General features: G+C 69.7%; 11 protein-coding genes. 5 read left to right on the top strand and 6 right to left on the bottom strand.

The window, feature by feature from the left end; genetic code table 11:
• Positions 1-37: 37 nt before the first annotated feature.
• Together ACFV6X_RS34870 and ACFV6X_RS34865 are read right to left on the bottom strand one after the other, a co-directional pair.
• Positions 38-3,046: a family 16 glycoside hydrolase gene (locus ACFV6X_RS34870; protein ID WP_385390390.1), complete on the bottom strand. Its 3,009-nt coding sequence runs from the start codon at positions 3,044-3,046 to the stop codon at positions 38-40.
• A gap of 294 nt (positions 3,047-3,340) precedes the next feature.
• Complete coding sequence (locus ACFV6X_RS34865) at positions 3,341-4,381, bottom strand: LacI family DNA-binding transcriptional regulator (RefSeq protein ID WP_385390388.1); 1,041 nt, start codon at positions 4,379-4,381, stop codon at positions 3,341-3,343.
• Between the two features lie 185 nt (positions 4,382-4,566).
• Between ACFV6X_RS34865 and ACFV6X_RS34860 the strand changes: the two genes are divergently transcribed.
• Genes ACFV6X_RS34860 through ACFV6X_RS34850 form a run of 3 tightly spaced genes read left to right on the top strand, consistent with a single transcriptional unit; the run spans position 4,567 to position 7,315 of the window.
• The gene (locus ACFV6X_RS34860; RefSeq protein WP_385390386.1) at positions 4,567-5,430 is read left to right on the top strand and encodes an ABC transporter permease; all 864 of its coding nucleotides are present in this window, start codon (positions 4,567-4,569) and stop codon (positions 5,428-5,430) included.
• 35 nt (positions 5,431-5,465) lie between these two features.
• Positions 5,466-6,485, top strand: a complete 1,020-nt coding sequence (locus ACFV6X_RS34855; protein ID WP_385390384.1) for an ABC transporter substrate-binding protein — start codon at positions 5,466-5,468, stop codon at positions 6,483-6,485.
• Positions 6,482-7,315, top strand: a complete 834-nt coding sequence (locus ACFV6X_RS34850) for an ABC transporter ATP-binding protein (protein WP_385390382.1) — start codon at positions 6,482-6,484, stop codon at positions 7,313-7,315. The genes ACFV6X_RS34855 and ACFV6X_RS34850 overlap by 4 nt, the downstream gene beginning before the upstream one ends.
• Before the next feature lie 99 nt (positions 7,316-7,414).
• On the opposite strand, the gene ACFV6X_RS34845 is transcribed toward ACFV6X_RS34850, so the two are convergent.
• The 3 genes from ACFV6X_RS34845 to ACFV6X_RS34835 form a co-directional block, all read right to left on the bottom strand.
• A complete protein-coding gene (locus ACFV6X_RS34845) occupies positions 7,415-8,272 on the bottom strand; it encodes a sugar phosphate isomerase/epimerase family protein (RefSeq protein WP_385390381.1) in 858 nt (285 codons plus the stop codon).
• A gap of 28 nt (positions 8,273-8,300) precedes the next feature.
• On the bottom strand, positions 8,301-11,774 hold the full coding sequence (locus tag ACFV6X_RS34840) for a ThuA domain-containing protein (RefSeq protein WP_385390379.1): 3,474 nt from the start codon (positions 11,772-11,774) through the stop codon (positions 8,301-8,303).
• Between the two features lie 132 nt (positions 11,775-11,906).
• Positions 11,907-13,838 (bottom strand): SMI1/KNR4 family protein, encoded by a 1,932-nt coding sequence (locus ACFV6X_RS34835; RefSeq protein ID WP_385390377.1) that lies wholly within the window; start codon positions 13,836-13,838, stop codon positions 11,907-11,909.
• Between the two features lie 224 nt (positions 13,839-14,062).
• On the opposite strand from ACFV6X_RS34835, the gene ACFV6X_RS34830 reads away from it, so the two are divergent.
• Together ACFV6X_RS34830 and ACFV6X_RS34825 are read left to right on the top strand one after the other, a co-directional pair.
• The gene (locus ACFV6X_RS34830) at positions 14,063-15,355 is read left to right on the top strand and encodes a serine hydrolase domain-containing protein (protein ID WP_385390375.1); all 1,293 of its coding nucleotides are present in this window, start codon (positions 14,063-14,065) and stop codon (positions 15,353-15,355) included.
• Between the two features lie 208 nt (positions 15,356-15,563).
• Positions 15,564-15,761 carry a hypothetical protein gene (locus ACFV6X_RS34825; RefSeq protein WP_385390374.1) on the top strand — a complete coding sequence of 66 codons (198 nt, stop codon included), beginning with the start codon at positions 15,564-15,566 and terminating at the stop codon, positions 15,759-15,761.
• Positions 15,762-15,807: 46 nt separating this feature from the next.
• On the opposite strand, the gene ACFV6X_RS34820 is transcribed toward ACFV6X_RS34825, so the two are convergent.
• Positions 15,808-16,155: an ArsR/SmtB family transcription factor gene (locus tag ACFV6X_RS34820; protein WP_385390391.1), complete on the bottom strand. Its 348-nt coding sequence runs from the start codon at positions 16,153-16,155 to the stop codon at positions 15,808-15,810.
• Positions 16,156-16,305: the final 150 nt, after the last annotated feature.

Raw genomic sequence — 16,305 nt, 5'->3', positions numbered from 1 at the left:
GCCGTCGGCCCCGGGCCCGTCGTGGAGCGGCCGCCGCTCAGCTCAGCGGCTGCACCCGGATGTTGCGGAACCGCACCTTGTTGCCGTGGTCCTGCAACCGGATCGGCCCCGCCGCGGGCGTCTCGGGCCGGCCCGAGCCGGTGGGACCGTCGAGCGTGACGTCGTCGTGCACCTTCCTGCCGTTCCACACGACCGTCGCCCGGGCGTCGGCGGTCTTGCGGCCGCTGTCGTCGAAGCGGGCCGCGCGGAAGACGATGTCGTAGGTCTGCCAGGTCTCCGGCGCGGTCGCCGCGTTCAGGTCGGGTGCCTTCTTCAGGTAGAACGCGCCGGCCTCGTTGGTGTCCAGCGAGGTGTCGCCGTAGGAGTCGAGGATCTGGAGCTCGTAGCGGTCCTGGAGGTAGATGCCGCTGTTTCCACGGTCCTGACCGGTCACGTCCGGCGGCAGCAGCGGGACACGGAACTCCACGTGCAGCGCGAAGTCCTGGTAGGCGTCCTTGGTGCGGAGGTCACCGCAGCACACCTCCATCGACTTCTCGTCGGTCAGCGGCCAGGCCGTCCGGCGGCCGTCCGGGTGCAGCCACCGCGCCTGCGAGGCCGCGGTGCCGTCGAAGAGGGTGACCGGGGTGCCGTGCGGCTGCACGGTGATCAGGTCGAGGTTGACGTGGCCGGTGTCGCCCGCGTCGTACCGGTAGGCGATCTCGTTGCGGCCGGCGCGCAGGGTCAGGCGTTCCGTCCGGGTGGACCAGGAGTCCCAGTCGCCGGTGGAGGGCAGTTCGGTCTGCCGCACCTTCTTCCCGTCGGCGTACAGGGAGAGGGACTTGGTGCCCTGGAAGGGGTTGGGACCGTTGGAGTAGCGCAGGTTGACGTCGTAGGAGCCCGACTTCGGGACCGTCACGTCGAAGGACGTGCCGACCTCGCCCTCGGTGGCGTAGCGGTCGACGAAACCGCTGCCGGAGTACCCGACGTGGTCGGTGTTGATGCCGGCCTTGCCGGTCAGGCGTGCCTCCTCGGCCTCGTACAGGGTCGCGGGAGGGGGCTGCTTGCCGGGGATCGCGTTGAGCGTGTACCAGGCCTCGGTGTTCCACAGGGACTCACCGGACGCCGAGGTGAAGGGGCGCGGGGAACGCACGTGCACGACATGACCGGGCTTCAGGCCGTCCAGCCGCAGCCGAACGGTGCGTCCGTCCTTGGACAACGTCGCCGAGCGTACGGCGAGCCGCTCCTCGGCGATCTTCGGGCCGCCGTAGTCCGTGGTCGGTGTGTAGCGCCACTGCTCGGCCCGGTAGTGCTCGGCGAGTTGCGCGGCGGTCTCGGGGGACACCGGCTGCGTGTACGTGAGGTCGAAGCCGCCGGGCACGGCGCGCATGGTCTTGATGTCGAAGGTGTTGCCGCCGTTGGGCGTCAGCTTCTGCAGGCCGAACCTGAGCTTGCCCTCCTGGCCCCAGTTGCCGTCGGCGCCGAGACCGCCGGCGTAGATCGCGCCGTCGGGACCGAGGGTGATCCGGTTGACGCCGGCCTCCAGGCCCTGTGTGTAGCGGAAGACGGCACCTTGGTACTGCCCTTTCACCTTCTCCAGGTAGGCGCGCTGGAGGCCGCCGTAGGTGACGTCGCCGATCAGCATCTGGCCGGCGAACCGACCCTTGCTCAGATACAGCGGTGTGGAGGGTGAGTTGGCGATCTCGTTCTGCGGCAGCCAGAGCACCGGCGCGGTGACGGGGGAGTCCTCGAAGGGGCCGGCGGGTTCGGTGTAGTGGTTGAAGAAGCGGTCCTGCTTGATCTGGACCAGTTTCGAGGAAGGAAGCCAGCCGCCCTGGTTGTCGGTGGTGAACAGGCTGCCGTCCGGTCCCCATCCGATGCCGTTGGGCGTGCGCAGGCCACCGGCGACCGGGCTGATCCGGCCGGTCCTCTTGCTCACCTTGTACGTGGTCCCGCGGCCCGGCGCCGGCTGCGGAGTGGTGGTCGCGCCGCCGTAGTCGATGGCGACGGAGAGGTTCACGTAGAAGTACCCGTCGCGGTAGAGCAGGCCGAACGCGAACTCGTGGAAGTTGCCTCCGTAGGGCCAGGTGGCCACCGTGCGGTACTCGTCGGTCACGTCGTCGCCGTCCCGGTCGACCAGCCGGGTCAGTTCGTGCTTCTGCGAGACGTACAGGGAACCGTCGACGTACTTGATCCCCATGGGCTCCCGCAGCCCGGTCGCCACCTTCTCGACGGTGACCTCGTCACGGCTGGTCGGGCCGGTGACGTTGTCCAGCAGGTACACCTCTCCGGCAACGTTGTTGCTCCCGCCCCACGTACTGATAGCGAGACGTCCGTCGGGCAGCCAGTCCATGCCGCTGACCTGGGGTTCGAAACCGTCCGGGCGCAGGTCGGTGAGGGTGAGGTCGGGGCGCACGGAGGTGAGCGGCAGGCCGTCCCCGGGGGTGTCACCGCCGGCCTCGCACTCCTTTCGGCCCGGCGCCGTCACGCGGACCACGCCGGCGTCGGTACTCAGCGCCTCCTGGGGCACGACGGTGAAGTCACCGGCGCCCGGGGGTTTCCAGGAGAGCTGCAGCTGCTGCCCGCCGTCGCGCTCGAAGTGGTCGATGCGCAGGGGGTGTGGCCCTGCGGTGAGATGGACGGCGCCGTCCTTCGGTTCGGCTCCATGGAGCCCGTCGTGGTCGATCACCGTGTCGCCGTCCAGGGTCAGCCGCGAGCCGTCGTCGCTGGTGAGGCGGAACACGTAGGAGCCGTCGCTCGGCGCCACCAGGTAACCGGTCGCCTCCGCGACGAAGCGGTCGGCGAGCCCGCCGAAGTCGGCGGTCGTGGACCAGTCGACCGTCGGCATGAGCTTGTCGTGGTTGGGGGTCTGTCCCGGCTTCAGGGTGCACAACTCGCTGAGCGGGGTCTGCACGTCGAACACGCGCAGCGTGACCCCGGGCTCCTGCGGCGGAATGTCAGCGCGAGCGGCGACGGCCGCCGGGGCGGCCAGGGCACCGGCGGCCAGAACGGCTGACGTCAGCAGCGGAACGAGGTGTCTTCGGACGACGGGGAACAGGGGTTGGCGCATTGGTCCTCCTGGGCTGGGGACCGGACCGTGCCGGATTTCGTTCCGGTCTTCTTCCGTGGCGGAGCCTGCGGTTGCGCCGCAAAGGTAGGAGACTTCTGCTTGTCATGTCCATACTTTGTCATCGATGTGTTCAAAGTCCGGTGCGGCGGGGCGACTTGGAGGGCGGGAAGTGACGGGATCCATCGCCTCCGCGACACGGCTGGTGAAGGACTGCCACGAGCGCGCCCATGGTGCCCGGGCGCACCGACGGAGCGCTCCGGGCGGCCGGCGGACTCCACGCGGTCCGCAGAGTGCTCAACGGCCGCTTCTCCGAAGGGAATCAGGTGGAGGTGGGGCGGTGCTGGCACGCAGGACGACCTCGCCGCCGGCCCGCAGTACGCGTGAGCGCGGGCCGTGCGGCTCGCACAGGGCGAGGGCCATGACCTGCTGCCCCATCGCGGCGAGCGGCAGGGCGACGGTGGTCAGGGGCGGTGAGAGTTCCCGTACGAGGGGGATGTCGTCGAACCCGGCCAGGGACATGTCCTCAGGAACCCGGACGCCCTCCTCCCGGAACGCGGCGAGGGCCCCGACCGCCATCACGTCGGTGACGGCGAAGACACAGGTCGGCCGGCTTGGCCGGGTCAGCAGCTCACGTGCGGCCGTGTATCCGCCGTCGCGGGTGAACGCGCCTTCCACGACGCGCTCCCGCGGCAGCCTGACGCCGGCCGTGGCGAGGCCTTCTCGGAAGCCCGCCAACCGGTCCGAGACCGTGGTCAGTTCGGGCGGTCCGCTGAGTACGGCGAACTCCCGGTGACCGAGGTCCAGCAGGGCTCGCGCGAGCGCCGCGGCGCCGGCGCGGTTCTCCGGCAGCACGGCGTCCACCCGCAGGCTGCGGTGCCGGCTCACCACCGCGACCCGGCCGCCCGCGCGGACGTACGGTTCGAGTTCGGCGGCGAGGGCTCGCTCCCAGGCGCGGTCCTGGATGCCCGAGCCGATGAGCAGGATCGCGCGGGCCCGCTGCGCGCGGAGCGTGGAGACGTACGCGATCTCGCGCTCGGGTTCCCGGAAGGTGCTGGCGAGCATGACGAGGAGGTCCTGCTCGGCGGCGGCGCGCATCACTCCGGCGGCTATGGCGGCGAAGTACGGGTCTCCGACGTCGTGACAGATCAGCCCGACCGTGTTGCTGGAGGCGCTGGCGAGCGCCTGGGCATGGGCGTTGGGGATGTAGCCGAGCAGGTCGGCGGCCGCGCGTACCCGCTGGCGCAGGTCCTCGCGGACCCGTGTGGTGCCGTTGAGCACTCTGGAGGCCGTGGCCAGGGAGACGCCGGCCTCACGCGCGACGACGTCGAGCGTCACATGGACGGGTGTTGCATGCCGTTCTCTCACCGCACCCCCGAAACTTCGGGACGACCTATTGACCGTGCGCACAGGCAGTCATTAGCGTGGCCACACCCTACCAGAAAGCGCTTTCTGAAAGCGTTTTCCGAACATACCAGCCCACAGCTCTTCTCAACCGCTCCGGAAACCGGAGGAATTGACCCGTGAGCCAGAGCGTCATCAAGGCAACACCCGAGAAAGTGGCGGGGGTTGCCCAGCGGAACAAGCCGGGAGCCAGGGAGCGGATCACCGCCGCCCTGGATCGGAGCTGGCGCCCCGTGGCGCTGCTGCTGGCGTGCTTCGGCGCGTGGTGGGTGATCGCCGCGGCCGAACTGGTCGAGCCCTATCTCGTGCCCTCACCGGGCGCGACGCTCGACGTCCTGACCGGCAAGAGCGACTACCTCTGGCAGCACACCTGGGTGACCACCTACGAGACTCTGCTGGGCTTCCTGATCGCCGTCGCCGTCGGTGTCGCCGCCGCGGTGATCATGGTCTACTCGTCGACCGTCGAGAAGACGCTCTACCCGATCCTGCTCTTCGCCCAGGTCGTCCCCAAGATCGCCATCGCCCCGCTGTTCGTCGTCTGGCTCGGCTTCGGCATCGCCCCGAAGATCCTGATCGCCGTGCTGATCGCCTTCTTCCCCGTGGTGATCTCGATGGTGACCGGACTCAAAGCGGTCGACCCGGAGATGCTCCAGCTGTCGTCGACGATGGGCGCGAACTCCTGGCAGACCTTCGTCAAGATCCGCTTCCCCGCCTCGCTCCCCCACCTCTTCTCCGGCCTCAAGGTCGCGGTCACCCTCGCCGTCACCGGCGCCGTCGTCGGCGAGTTCGTCGGCGCCAACGAGGGTCTCGGCTACGTCATCCTCCAGGCCAACGGCAATCTCGACACCCCGATGCTCTTCGCGGGACTGCTCGTGATGTCGCTGATCGGCGTGGTCCTCTTCGTCCTCGTCGAGGTCGCCGAGAAGTTCCTGCTCCCGTGGCACGCCAGCCGCCGGGACTCCGGTGTCACCACCGCCTACTGACCCCGCACGACCCTCGCTGACGAGAAGGACCAGCCATGACTGCGCGCAGACTTCTGATCGGCCTCGTTCCGCTGCTCCTGGTCGCCACGGCCTGCGGTGAGGACGGCTCGGACGAGAGCACCAGTGAGTCGGGCAAGAAGCTCGACAAGGTCACCCTGACCCTCAACTGGTATCCGTACGGCGAGCACGCGCCGTTCTACTACGGCAAGCAGCAGAAGATCTTCGAGAAGCACGGTATCGACCTCACCATCCAGGCCGGGCAGGGGTCCCAGAAGACCGTCCAGGCCACCGGCGCCGGCCAGACCGACTTCGGCTGGGCGGACACCCCCGCGGTGCTGTCCGGCGTCGACTCCGGCGTCAAGGTGAAGAGCCTCGGCGTCTTCCTCCAGACCACGCCGTCCTCCGTGCAGTTCTTCGAGTCGCAGGGCATCAAGGCCCCCGCCGACCTCAAGGGCAAGACCATCGCGGGCACGGCGGGCGACGCGCTCTCCAAGACGTTTCCGATCTTCCTGAAGAAGAACGACCTCGCGGAGTCGGACGTCAAGGTCCAGAACACCGACCCGGCGGGCAAGATCGCCGCGGTGATCTCCGGCAAGACGGACGGACTGCTCGGCTATGCCAGCGACCAGGGCCCCACGATGCAGAACAAGGCCAAGAAGCCGGTCGCGTATCTGCGCTTCTCCGAGCACGGGCTCAACTTCTACTCCAACGGCCTCATCACGGGACAGCGCTTCCTGACCACCAAGAAGGACGTGGCCGCCCGTATGGCCAAGGCGGTCAGCGAGTCGTTCGCCGCGGCGGAGAAGTCCCCCGATCCGGCCGTCAGCGCGATGGACGGCGCCAGCGAGCAACTCCCGCCCAAGGAGGTGCTGTCCGAGCAGTTCGAGACGACCCTGACGCTGCTGCACACCCCGGCGACCGAGGGCAAGGCACCCGGTGTGAACACCGATGCCGACTGGCAGCAGACGATCGACGTCTTCTCCGAGGCCGGCCTGGTCAAGAGCCCCAAGCCCGTGGCGGAGTACTGGGACAGCGCCACCGCGATGAAGGGATGACGATGGCGAGAGAGACGACGGTGCGGGAGCCCGGTGTGCGGCTGGACAAGGACGCGCGGCAGGCGGCGGTCGGACTCGCCGACGTGGCGGTCCGCTTCCGCACGAAGAACCGGGACGTCACCGCGCTGGAGCGAGTCTCCCTCGATGTCGCGGCCGGGGAGTTCGTCGCCATCGTCGGCCCCTCGGGCTGCGGGAAGTCCACCCTGCTCAAGCTGGTCGCGGGCCTGCTGAAACCGTCCGCCGGAGAGGTCCGGCTCGCGGGCGAGCAGGTACGCGGCCCGCGCCACGACATCGGTTACGTCTTCCAGCGCGCGGCCCTCCTGGAGTGGCGGTCGGCCCGCCGCAACATCCTGCTCCAGGCCGAGATGCGCAGGATGCCGGGTGCGACCGCCCGGCGGCGTGTCGAGGAGCTGATCGCCATGACCGGCCTCGGCGGCTTCGAGGACGCCTATCCGCACGAGCTGTCCGGCGGTATGCAGCAGCGGGTGGCGCTGTGCCGCGCGCTGCTGCACGAACCGCCGGTGCTGCTGATGGACGAGCCGTTCGGTGCGCTCGACGCGCTGACCCGCGAGCAGATGAACATGGAACTCAACCGGATCTGGCGGGAGACGGGCACCACCGTGCTGCTCGTCACGCACTCCATCTCCGAGGCCTGCTACCTGGCCGACCGGGTGGTGGTGATGAGCCCGCGGCCCGGCACGATCACGGAGACCATCACGGTGGGACTGCCGGCCGAGCGCGACTACACCGAGACGATGGGGCGCCCTGAGTTCCGGGAGGCCACCAGCCGTATCCGCCATCTGCTCGGTGCGGCCTCCGCCGCGGACTGACGCGCGGGTCCACGGGTCGGCGCACAGACCCGGACGACTGAGCCTCGCCCCCCTTCGTCGGGGTGCGAGGCTCAGTGGCGTGCGGGTGTGCCGTCGCCGTCAGTACCTCAGACGGGAGAGGTACCGGTAGCTGTTCAACGCGGTGGCGAACGGGTCCGCCGGTGCGTCGTGCTCGACCAGCCACTGCCGTACGCCCCCGCTGTCCGCCGTCCGGAACATCGACGGGAAGTCGAGGACACCCGAACCGACATCGGCGAAGTCCCCGTTCGGGGCCATGTCCTTGACGTGCAGCGCGGGGAAACGCCGGCGGTGGCGCACGAACAGCGACCGGGGATCGGCTCCGCCCTTGGCCGCCCAGTACACGTCGAGCTCGAATCCGACCAGGTGCGGGTCGGTCTCCTTCAGCAGGATGTCGTACAGGTTCTCGCCCTCGACGACCTCGTGGTCCAGGCCGTGGTTGTGGAACAGGAGCGGCCCGAGACCGGCCTCGCGTGCGGCGAGCCCGGCCTTGTTGAACTCCCTGGCGGCTTCCCGGAACCCCGCCGGGTTGTGCATGGCGCTGGGCAGGCTCGGTACGACGATCCACCTGGCGCCGAGGGTGTGGATGTCCTCCAGGGCCTGCGGCAGACCGCTGCCGCGGACGATGTCGTACCCGACGTGTTCGAGCACCGCCTTGAGACGGGTCTCGTCCAGCATGGTCCGGATCGCGGCCGCGCTGTTGCCGTGCCGGCCGCTCACTCCGACCGTCGCGTATCCCATGTCCGAGAGCCGGCCGAGGGTGCCCTTGAAGTCCGTCGCCAGCGGGGTGCGCATGGTGTAGAGGTGCATCCCGATGCCGGACGGCGGGATGCGCCGTCGGCACCGGCCCGTCTCGGCGGCCTGGGCGGGTGCGCCCAGAGCGGTCGCCGCGGCCGCGCCCAGTGCGGTTCCGAGGAAGGCGCGTCGTGTGCCGTTCATGTCAGCTCCTCTCATGTCTGCTCTTGCCTCAACTCACGGTGACGCGGGCGAAGGCGCTGGTGGTGTCGCCCTTGTCGTCGGTGACGGTCAGATGTGCGGTGTACGTACCGGGCCTGGCGTAGCTGTGCGTCGCCGTCGCGCCCTCGGGCGCGGTGGGCTTGGTGTTGTCACCGAAGTCCCAGTGGTACGAGGCGATGGTGCGGCCGGCGAGCGGTTTCACGGTGCTCGTCAGCTGGACGGCGAGGGGTGCGGTGCCGGAGGCCGGAGCCCCCTTCACGGTGACCTTGGTGCCCGGGTGCTTCTCGACGCCACGTCCGTTGAAGTGCAGCCAGTCCACGGCGAACAGGTCCGGCTTGTCGGCGGCCCACTGCGGGTTGGAGAAGACCACGTACAGCGGTGCGGTGATCCCCGCGAACTTCAGGGCGGTCGTCGGCGAGACGACGTTGCCCCAGTCGCCGGTGTTGGGCACGGTCACACTGCCGAGGAGGGAGCCCGTGGGTGACCCGGAACGGAACTCGACGGTTCCGCCGAGGCCGCCCGAGGCCGCGCCGACCGTCACCGAGTCGATCCCCTTCAGGTGCACGGGATCGAAGCGGACCCAGTCGCCGTCCTCGATCTCCGTCAGCCGCTTGCCGCCGGAGGCGTCCGCGCGGTTCGCCACCACCACGCCGTCGTGGGCGCCGCCGGTGGAGGTGTGGTGCTCCGCCTCGCGCAGGGCCGGGCGCAGGGTGAGCGAGGTCGAACCGGTGAGCGCCGGTACCCCGGGCGCTCCCTTGTCCTCGTACTGGGCGGTGATGCCGTAGTACAGGTTCTGGCCGGGGCCGTGGCTGTCGCCGGCGTCCGTCCGGATCTCGCCGGCGCAACCGGTGTAGTTGTCCAGCGGATGCAGATGCGAGTCGTGGCCGAGCTGCGACTGGACGACCACGCGCGAGCAGTCGATCTGTCCGTCCTCGCGGTCCTTGACCTTGACCTTGAACGGGATGGTGTCGCCGAAGCTGAACATCCCGCCGTTCGGCGGCCGCTGGATGGTCACCTCGGGCCGGGAGTTGCCCACGGTGATGTCGGTGACGGCGAGACCGCTCAGATTCCCGGGGGCGGTGACCGTCAGCCGGGCGGTGAAGCGCCCCTCGGTCCGATAGACGTGGGTCGGGTCGGCAGCCGTCGAGTCGGTGGTGCCGTTCCCGTCGAAGTCCCAGGCGTACGTCACCGGTGTGCCGCTCGGCAGGCCCGACCCCGCGCTGGAGAACTTCACCTTCAGCGGCGCCTTCCCGCTGTCGGGCGTGGCCGTCACCTTGGCGTCCGGCAGCCGGTCGTCGCCGACGTAGTCGATGCGGTAGATGCCCGACCCCTCGTTGCTGCCACCGCGGCCTGTGCCGCTGCCGAGACCGAAGTCGATGACGTAGAGCGCTCCGTCGGGCCCGAAGTCGGCGTCGAAGGGCTGATTCCACTTCATGTCGCCGAAGATCCCGTTGATGGAGTGCAGATCACCGGCCTTCACGGGGGCGAAGCGCGGATCGGTGAACGTCTGGTCCTTCTGCTGGAGCGAGAACGCCTTGAACCAGGTGCGAGTGAGCTCGTAGTTGAGCCACTTCCCGTCGAAGTACTCCGGGAACTTGGTGCGATAGGTGTTCGCCGGGTCGTAGTCGTAGACCGGACCGCTCATCGGCCCGCCGCCGCCGGTGCCCAGTTCGGGGAACTCGGATGAAGCGGAGTACGCGTACCAGACGGTGGCCGGCTGGGCGGGCGGCAGCTGGGTGAGCCCGGTGTTGTTGGGAGAGTCGTTGACCGGGGCGGAGCAGTCGAACTTCGGACCGGACGTCCTGGTCGTGAAGTCGTAGTCGTTGAAGGGGGTGTTGTTGCCTATGCAGTACGGCCAGCCGAAGTTTCCGGGCTTGGTGATGCGGGTGTACTCGACCGTCCCCTCCGGCCCGCGGTCCGCCTTGGCCTCACGGGCGTCCGGACCGTAGTCCGCCACCATCAGCGCACCGCTGTGCGGATCGGTGGTGATCCGGAACGGGTTGCGCATGCCCATCGCGTAGACCTCGGGACGCGTCCTGTCCGTACCCGGCGCGAAGAGGTTGCCCTCGGGGACGCTGTAGGTCCCGTCGTCCTCCGGGGTGATGCGCAGAATCTTGCCGCGGAGGTCGTTGGTGTTGCCCGAGGTGCCCTGGGCGTCCCACGCGCGGCGACCCGCACCCTCGTCGATGGGGGTGAAACCGTCCGAGGCGAAGGGGTCGGTGTTGTCCCCGGTCGCGATGTAGAGCTCGCCGTGCTTGTCGAAGGCGAGCGAGCCCGCCATGTGGGAGTTGGCCCTGCCCTCGCCCCGCAGGGTGGGGATCGCGAGCAGCCGCTTCTCCGACGCGGGGTCGATCGTGTTGCCCGTCACCGTGAACCGCGACAGATTGATCTGTTTCTCGGTCTTGTCGGAGTTCAGGAGATACAGCCAGTGGTTCTCGGCGAAGTCGGGGTCCAGTGCCAGGCCGAGGAGGCCGTCGGACTGGCTCGTCATCTCCGGCGTGTAGGCGAAGTCCAGGACGGTGGTGACCTTGAGCGTCTGCTGGTCGATCACCTTGACCTTGCCGGTGCGCTGGATGAAGAACACCCGGCGGTCGGGCGCGACGGCCAGTTCGAAGGGGTCGGCCAGATCACTGGTGGCCAGCGGGGTGCGCTGGAAGGCGCTGGTCTTGCCGGCGGTGCAGTCGCCGGGCTTGTCGCCCGCGGCCCACTGGATGCCGCCGAGCAGATGCTGGAGGAACGGCGCCTCGCCGAACGCGGCGCTGTCGTGGCCGCCGGCGGTGAACCAGGAGCGCCCGCCGTCGTAGTTCTGGCACCAGGACCACGGATGGTCGACACCCTCGTCGAGCCCGGTGATGCCGTCACGCACCTTGATCTGCGCGAGCGTGTGGACCTTGCCGGTGGGGTTGGTGCGCCAGTTGTACCACTCCTCGGAGCGCTCCCAGAGTTCCGGCAGGCCCTTGGTGGAGGGGTGCGCCTGGTCGAGGACCTTGACCCGCCCGGTCTGGACGGCGGGGTGCTTGTCGAAGATGGCGCCGACGAGACCCTCGTACCAGGTCCAGTCGCGCTCGCTGGCCGAGGCCGCGTGCAGACCGACCCAGCCGCCACCGCCGCGTACGTACTTCTGGAGTGCGGCGCGCTGGGCGGCGTCGAGCAGATCGCCCGACTCCGGCGTGGAGTTGGTGTTGTTGAAGACGATCGCCTGGAAGCGCGCGAGGTTCGCGTCGGTGAAGGCCGCGGCGTCGTCGGTGGCCTCGACCTCGAAGCCGTTCTCGCTGCCCAGCTTCTTGATGGCCTCGATCCCGGCGGGGATGGAGTCATGGGTGAAGTTGGTGACCTTGGAGAAGACCAAGACCCGGTAGGCCGCGGCTGCTTCGGCCCGTGGGGGCGAGGCCAGGCCGAGCCCGACGACAAGCGCAAGAAGTGCCGTGACGACGGTGGCGGGAAAGAGGATTCTTCGGCGGAGCCGTGGGTGATGACCACTCATTTTGCGCTCCCGGTGGCTGGTATGCGGACCGTGATCTGGAAAGCGCTTTCTGGTATACGTCGCACAGCGTAGGTTCCGGCTTCACAGGGGGTCAATGGGTCGGATGCGGCCCGTGTGAGGCGATCCGTCGCCCTACCTCACGGTGCCCGTGGCCGTCACGTACCCCGCCCCGGGCCCCGCCGGCCCGATCCACGGCCGCGTCGGCAGCGTGGGCAACCTGCCGTGGTCCAGGGCGAATCGGGGAAGTGAGACACCGTACGTCGCCGCGATCGCGTCCAGAGCACGGCGTTCGTCCGAGAGGTCGACGGCGGGTCCTGCCGGGTCGGGGAACAGCCGATCGGGGCGGAGCTCGGCGGGGAGCGTGCCCGTCTGGTGGCGCACCGCCTGGTGGACCGTGAAGGCGTACCGCTGTTCGCCGTCCTCGGCGCAGGCGAAGTGGAACAGCCCCGGCTGCCGCCAGACCGTCAGGGCGCGGGTGCCGCCCGAGAGTTCGGTGCCGGGGTGTCTCAGGCGGGACGGATCGAAGTGCAGCCGGTGGGCCGACTCGAAGGCGAAGCTCCAACCGTCCCTGGCGCCGATGCGGGCCGTCGGCCCAGGGCGCCGTGGCTGCGCCGAGAACTGAAGATGCCGCAGCTCGCTCTCTCCCGCGACCGGCTCCAGCGGGCCTGTGCCGAAGCGCTCCGCCAGTTCTTCGGGGCGTACGCCTTCCACCAGGACGAACCGGTACGACTCCCGACGCGGTCCGCCTGCGGGGTGGTCTTGGTGCGTCAACCACCCGAGCCCGTCATGCGCCGCCTCCCGCTCGTCGGCGGAGGCGGAGGCGGGAGCGGAAGCCGACACCGGAGCGGGAGCCGACGCGGGAGCGGGCGTTGTCCGCGCCTGACCGGCCCGGGGGGTGGTCAGCAGTTGCCTGCCCCGCTCGGGCGTGACGACCGGTCCGAGCAGCGGATCTCCGAGCAGGCCGAACGGGGCCACATGGTCGTCCCGGTACGGCTCCCACTGCGGGACCGCCGCCGCGAGGGCCCGCCAGGCGCCGTCCGTGTCGCCCCAGCGGGCCAACTCCCTCGCCTCCTCGACCGCGCGCCCGAAGGGGCCCGGTGAGGTGTACTCGTAGGTGCGCTCCCTGATCTGCTCCAGGACCACCTTGGCCCGCTCCCGGTCCGTCGCGTAGTCCTCCGTCACCGGGCCGAGCACAAAGGAGTCGTCGTGCCGGAACCTGCGTAGGTGGTCGCACACCTTCAGGGGCAGCACCTCCCCCGCGTACAGCGGATCGTCCATGCGCGGGTCGAGCGGCACCCAGGCATCGCCGTCGAGCAGCGCCCGGAGCTGTGCGACCAGCAGGCCCGCACGCTCTCTGCCGAGCTCCCTCGCCTCGCCCAGGACGGTGAGCGCCTCGTCCAACTCACCCCGCAGACAGGCCAGTCGAGCATCCTCCACCTTGGCGTCGAGCTCACGCGTCACCGCGTTCTCGAAGCCGGAGTGACCGCCGCCCAGCTGGTAGAACTGCTTGTACATCCGCTCCATGAACACGCGGAACGAGTCATGGCGGTCGGGACGTTCACCGCTCCAGCCGTGGTGGACGTAAACCGCCCACTCCCCGTCGGCGCCGACGTCGCCCGGGTCGAGCAGCACATCCGTCATGTCCGAGTCGAGCGACAGCTGCAGCGCCCGGCCCCACATACCGGCCAGGCGGACCTCCTCCGCCGACGGGTCCGCGTCCAGATTCTCCTCGTGCAGCCGCTGGAGGTCGTACGGATCCCCGTAGGAGTCGATGCTCTCCGCTCCGGCGAGCAGATAGACGAAGCCACCCGCGTGGCGCCAGCCGTTCGTCGTCTCCAGGAACGCGCGCAGGGACGGCGGCAGGGGCGCCGCGATCCCGAGCCTGCGAACGCGCTCCTCCAGAGCGGTGATCCCCGACGGGCCGGCCGGTGCGAACCCCAGCCAGCGCTCACGGACGATGTCCTCTTCCAGCTCCTCGAACTCCTCCGGCTCCTCCGCGGCCAGGGCTTCCAGCCACTCCTCGCTCCACCGCTCGAGCAGCGGCCCCCACTCGAAGATCTTCATGCTCGTCATCGTGGCAGGTGCCACTGACAGCGGGTCATGTCGCACGCGCGAGGCACCCGCACAGCCTCGCCTCGGAGAGCGGCGAGTGTCCTTTGCAGGTCGCGTCGCGTTCCTGCAACCGGAGGTCGAGTTCAGGCACTCATGACCCATGCGCGCCCGTGGTCGACCGCCCCGTGCATCCAGCCTCCTGCCGAACCAGCCGAGGAAGAAAACGAGGAATCATCGTGTCCCTGTCGCCACGCCGACGTCTGACCGTCGGCGTCTCCGTGATCGCCGCCCTCGCCGGGGGATTCGCTCCTCTCGCCACCGCGTCGGCCGCTCCCGCCGCGCCCCGCGGCGTCGCCCAAGCGCCCGCCTCCCCCGCCCCGGAGATGTCGGCGACGATCGCCGCCCCGGACATGGACGGGGTGGTCGCGGCGCTGAACGCCGCGACGGCCAAGGGCGCGCCGGGCGCCATGGCGCGCTACACCGCACCGGACGGGGTCCGGAGCCGTGCCGTCGGAGTCCGCGACAGAGTCTCAGGTGCGCCGATGGACGTGGACGCGCGGTTCCGGATCGGCAGCGTCAGCAAGACGTTCTCCGCCGTGGTGCTGCTCCAACTGGTGGATGAGGGCAGGCTGAAGCTGGACCGGCCGGTGGGCCGCTATCTGCCGGGGCTGCTGCCCGACGACCGCATCACGGTCCGTCACCTGCTCACCCACCGCAGCGGCTTGGCCGATTACACCGAGGCCATGTTCAACCAGACGGTGCCCGGCTTCGAAGCCGTACGGAACCGCGTCTTCAGCTACCAGGAGCTCGTCGACCTGTCCCTCGCCGAGCCCCCCACCACCGAGCCCGGTGCGGCGTACAAGTACTCGAACACCAACTTCGTGGTCGTCGGCATGCTCATCGAGAAGCTGACAGGCCGTCCGGTGGCCGACGCCTACCAGCGCCGCATCATCAAGCCGCTGGGACTGCGTCAGACCTCGTACGTGCATCCCGACACGCGCATCAAGGGACTGCGGGTGCGGGGCTACCTGCACCCCGACGAGGCCGGCGCGCCGCTCGTGGACTCCACCGAGCAGACCGTGTCCTGGGCGCAGTCGGCCGGCGCCGTGATCTCCAGCCCCGCCGACCTCAACGCCTTCACCAGCGCGCTCCTGCGGGGCCGGCTGCTGTCCCGGGCCACGCTGGAGGCCATGACCACGGTGACGCCGACGGACACGACCGTCACCCGCTTCTACGGGCTCGGCCTGCGCCGCTACGACCTGTCCTGCGGCACGCGGATCTACGGCCACACCGGCACCGTCCAGGGCTACTACACGTACGCCTTCTCCACCCGCGACGGCCGCCGCAGCCTGTCGGCGATGGCGAACACCTCCAACCGCGGCGAGGCCAACACGGCGCTCGGTGACACGCTGGAGGCCGCGTTCTGCGGGAAGAAGCCGGCGTCCTCGCCGTCCGCGCGCACCGCCACCGCGCCCGCACGGGACGCGGAGTCGCCGCCGGCCGAGCGCGACCTGCCCGAGCGGCGCTGAGCCCCCGCCCCCGGGGAGCGCACTCCGGCGAGGTGGTGAGAGCCCTCAGCCCTCATCACCTCGGCAGGCGGCCCGGCTGCGAACCGAGCCCATCGCATCACTGAGCACCACGAAGCCATTACTTCGGGTGCTTTTGTGGTCGCGCCCTCCATCACCGCGCGATTCCTGGGCACCCGCCTGGCATGGCCATACAGGGAGGGGAAAGCCCGTGCTGATGCTCGCCATCCTGCTGCTGCCCGGTCTCAGCCTGCTGCTGATCGTGATGAGCCGTATCGAGGACAAGCTCCACGAGGTTCCGCAGCCCGCCCGGCACGCCCGGCGGTCCCGTCATCTGCGTCTCGTCCACGGCGGCAGGACCGCCGGCGCCGACGCCGGTGAGTCGGATCAGCGCACCGCCGCGGCCTGACCCACGCGCTTCGGGCGCGCGTCCCGGGGCATGGACGTCGGTTCAGTCACGCCTGGTCGTCGCGGTCGGTGACGCGTTCCCCGACGTTGTCGGCCACGGCTGCGGAGAGCAGGGCAGGCAGGAGGCCGGGGAAGCGTGCTTCGAGGGTTTCGCGCCGCAGCGTCACGTAGCACCGGGTGCCCTCCTGGCGGGTCTGCGTGACACCCGCCTCGCGCAGCACCTTGAGGTGATGGCTGAGGGTGGACTTGGCGACGGGGGCGCACAACTGACCCCATCCGCGTTCCGCCCCGTCGGACAGCACCCGGACGATCCCCAGCCGTGTCGGATCACTGAGCGCCCCGAGCAGGCGCGGCAGGGCGATCTCACTGTCGGCGGGGGATGAGTGGTCCGGCATGGCGACCAGAGTACCGCTCATTCGGTGAGGGTCGAACTTCCGGTGTCACAGGTGACGGGGCTGTCCGGTCTGGAGTGCGTATCCGGAACCCGACCAGGAGATCGCCATGGAACCGCGTCTGAACTTCTTCGGCAACGCCTTCGCCGGCAA

This window comes from Streptomyces sp. NPDC059861 (genome assembly GCF_042731435.1).
GTDB lineage: Bacteria > Actinomycetota > Actinomycetes > Streptomycetales > Streptomycetaceae > Streptomyces.
The sequence above is the reverse complement of the archived record's forward strand: the minus strand, read 5'-3'. Positions and strand labels throughout refer to the sequence as shown.

Bases quoted from the DNA above. Each gene is read 5' to 3' on its own strand.
- ACFV6X_RS34870 (WP_385390390.1), bottom strand. From the start codon at position 3,046: ATGCGCCAACCCCTGTTCCCCGTCGTCCGAAGACACCTCGTTCCGCTG.
- ACFV6X_RS34855 (WP_385390384.1), top strand. From the start codon at position 5,466: ATGACTGCGCGCAGACTTCTGATCGGCCTCGTTCCGCTGCTCCTGGTC.
- ACFV6X_RS34850 (WP_385390382.1), top strand. From the start codon at position 6,482: ATGACGATGGCGAGAGAGACGACGGTGCGGGAGCCCGGTGTGCGGCTG.
- ACFV6X_RS34845 (WP_385390381.1), bottom strand. From the start codon at position 8,272: ATGAACGGCACACGACGCGCCTTCCTCGGAACCGCACTGGGCGCGGCC.
- ACFV6X_RS34840 (WP_385390379.1), bottom strand. From the start codon at position 11,774: ATGAGTGGTCATCACCCACGGCTCCGCCGAAGAATCCTCTTTCCCGCC.
- ACFV6X_RS34835 (WP_385390377.1), bottom strand. From the start codon at position 13,838: ATGAAGATCTTCGAGTGGGGGCCGCTGCTCGAGCGGTGGAGCGAGGAG.
- ACFV6X_RS34820 (WP_385390391.1), bottom strand. From the start codon at position 16,155: ATGCCGGACCACTCATCCCCCGCCGACAGTGAGATCGCCCTGCCGCGC.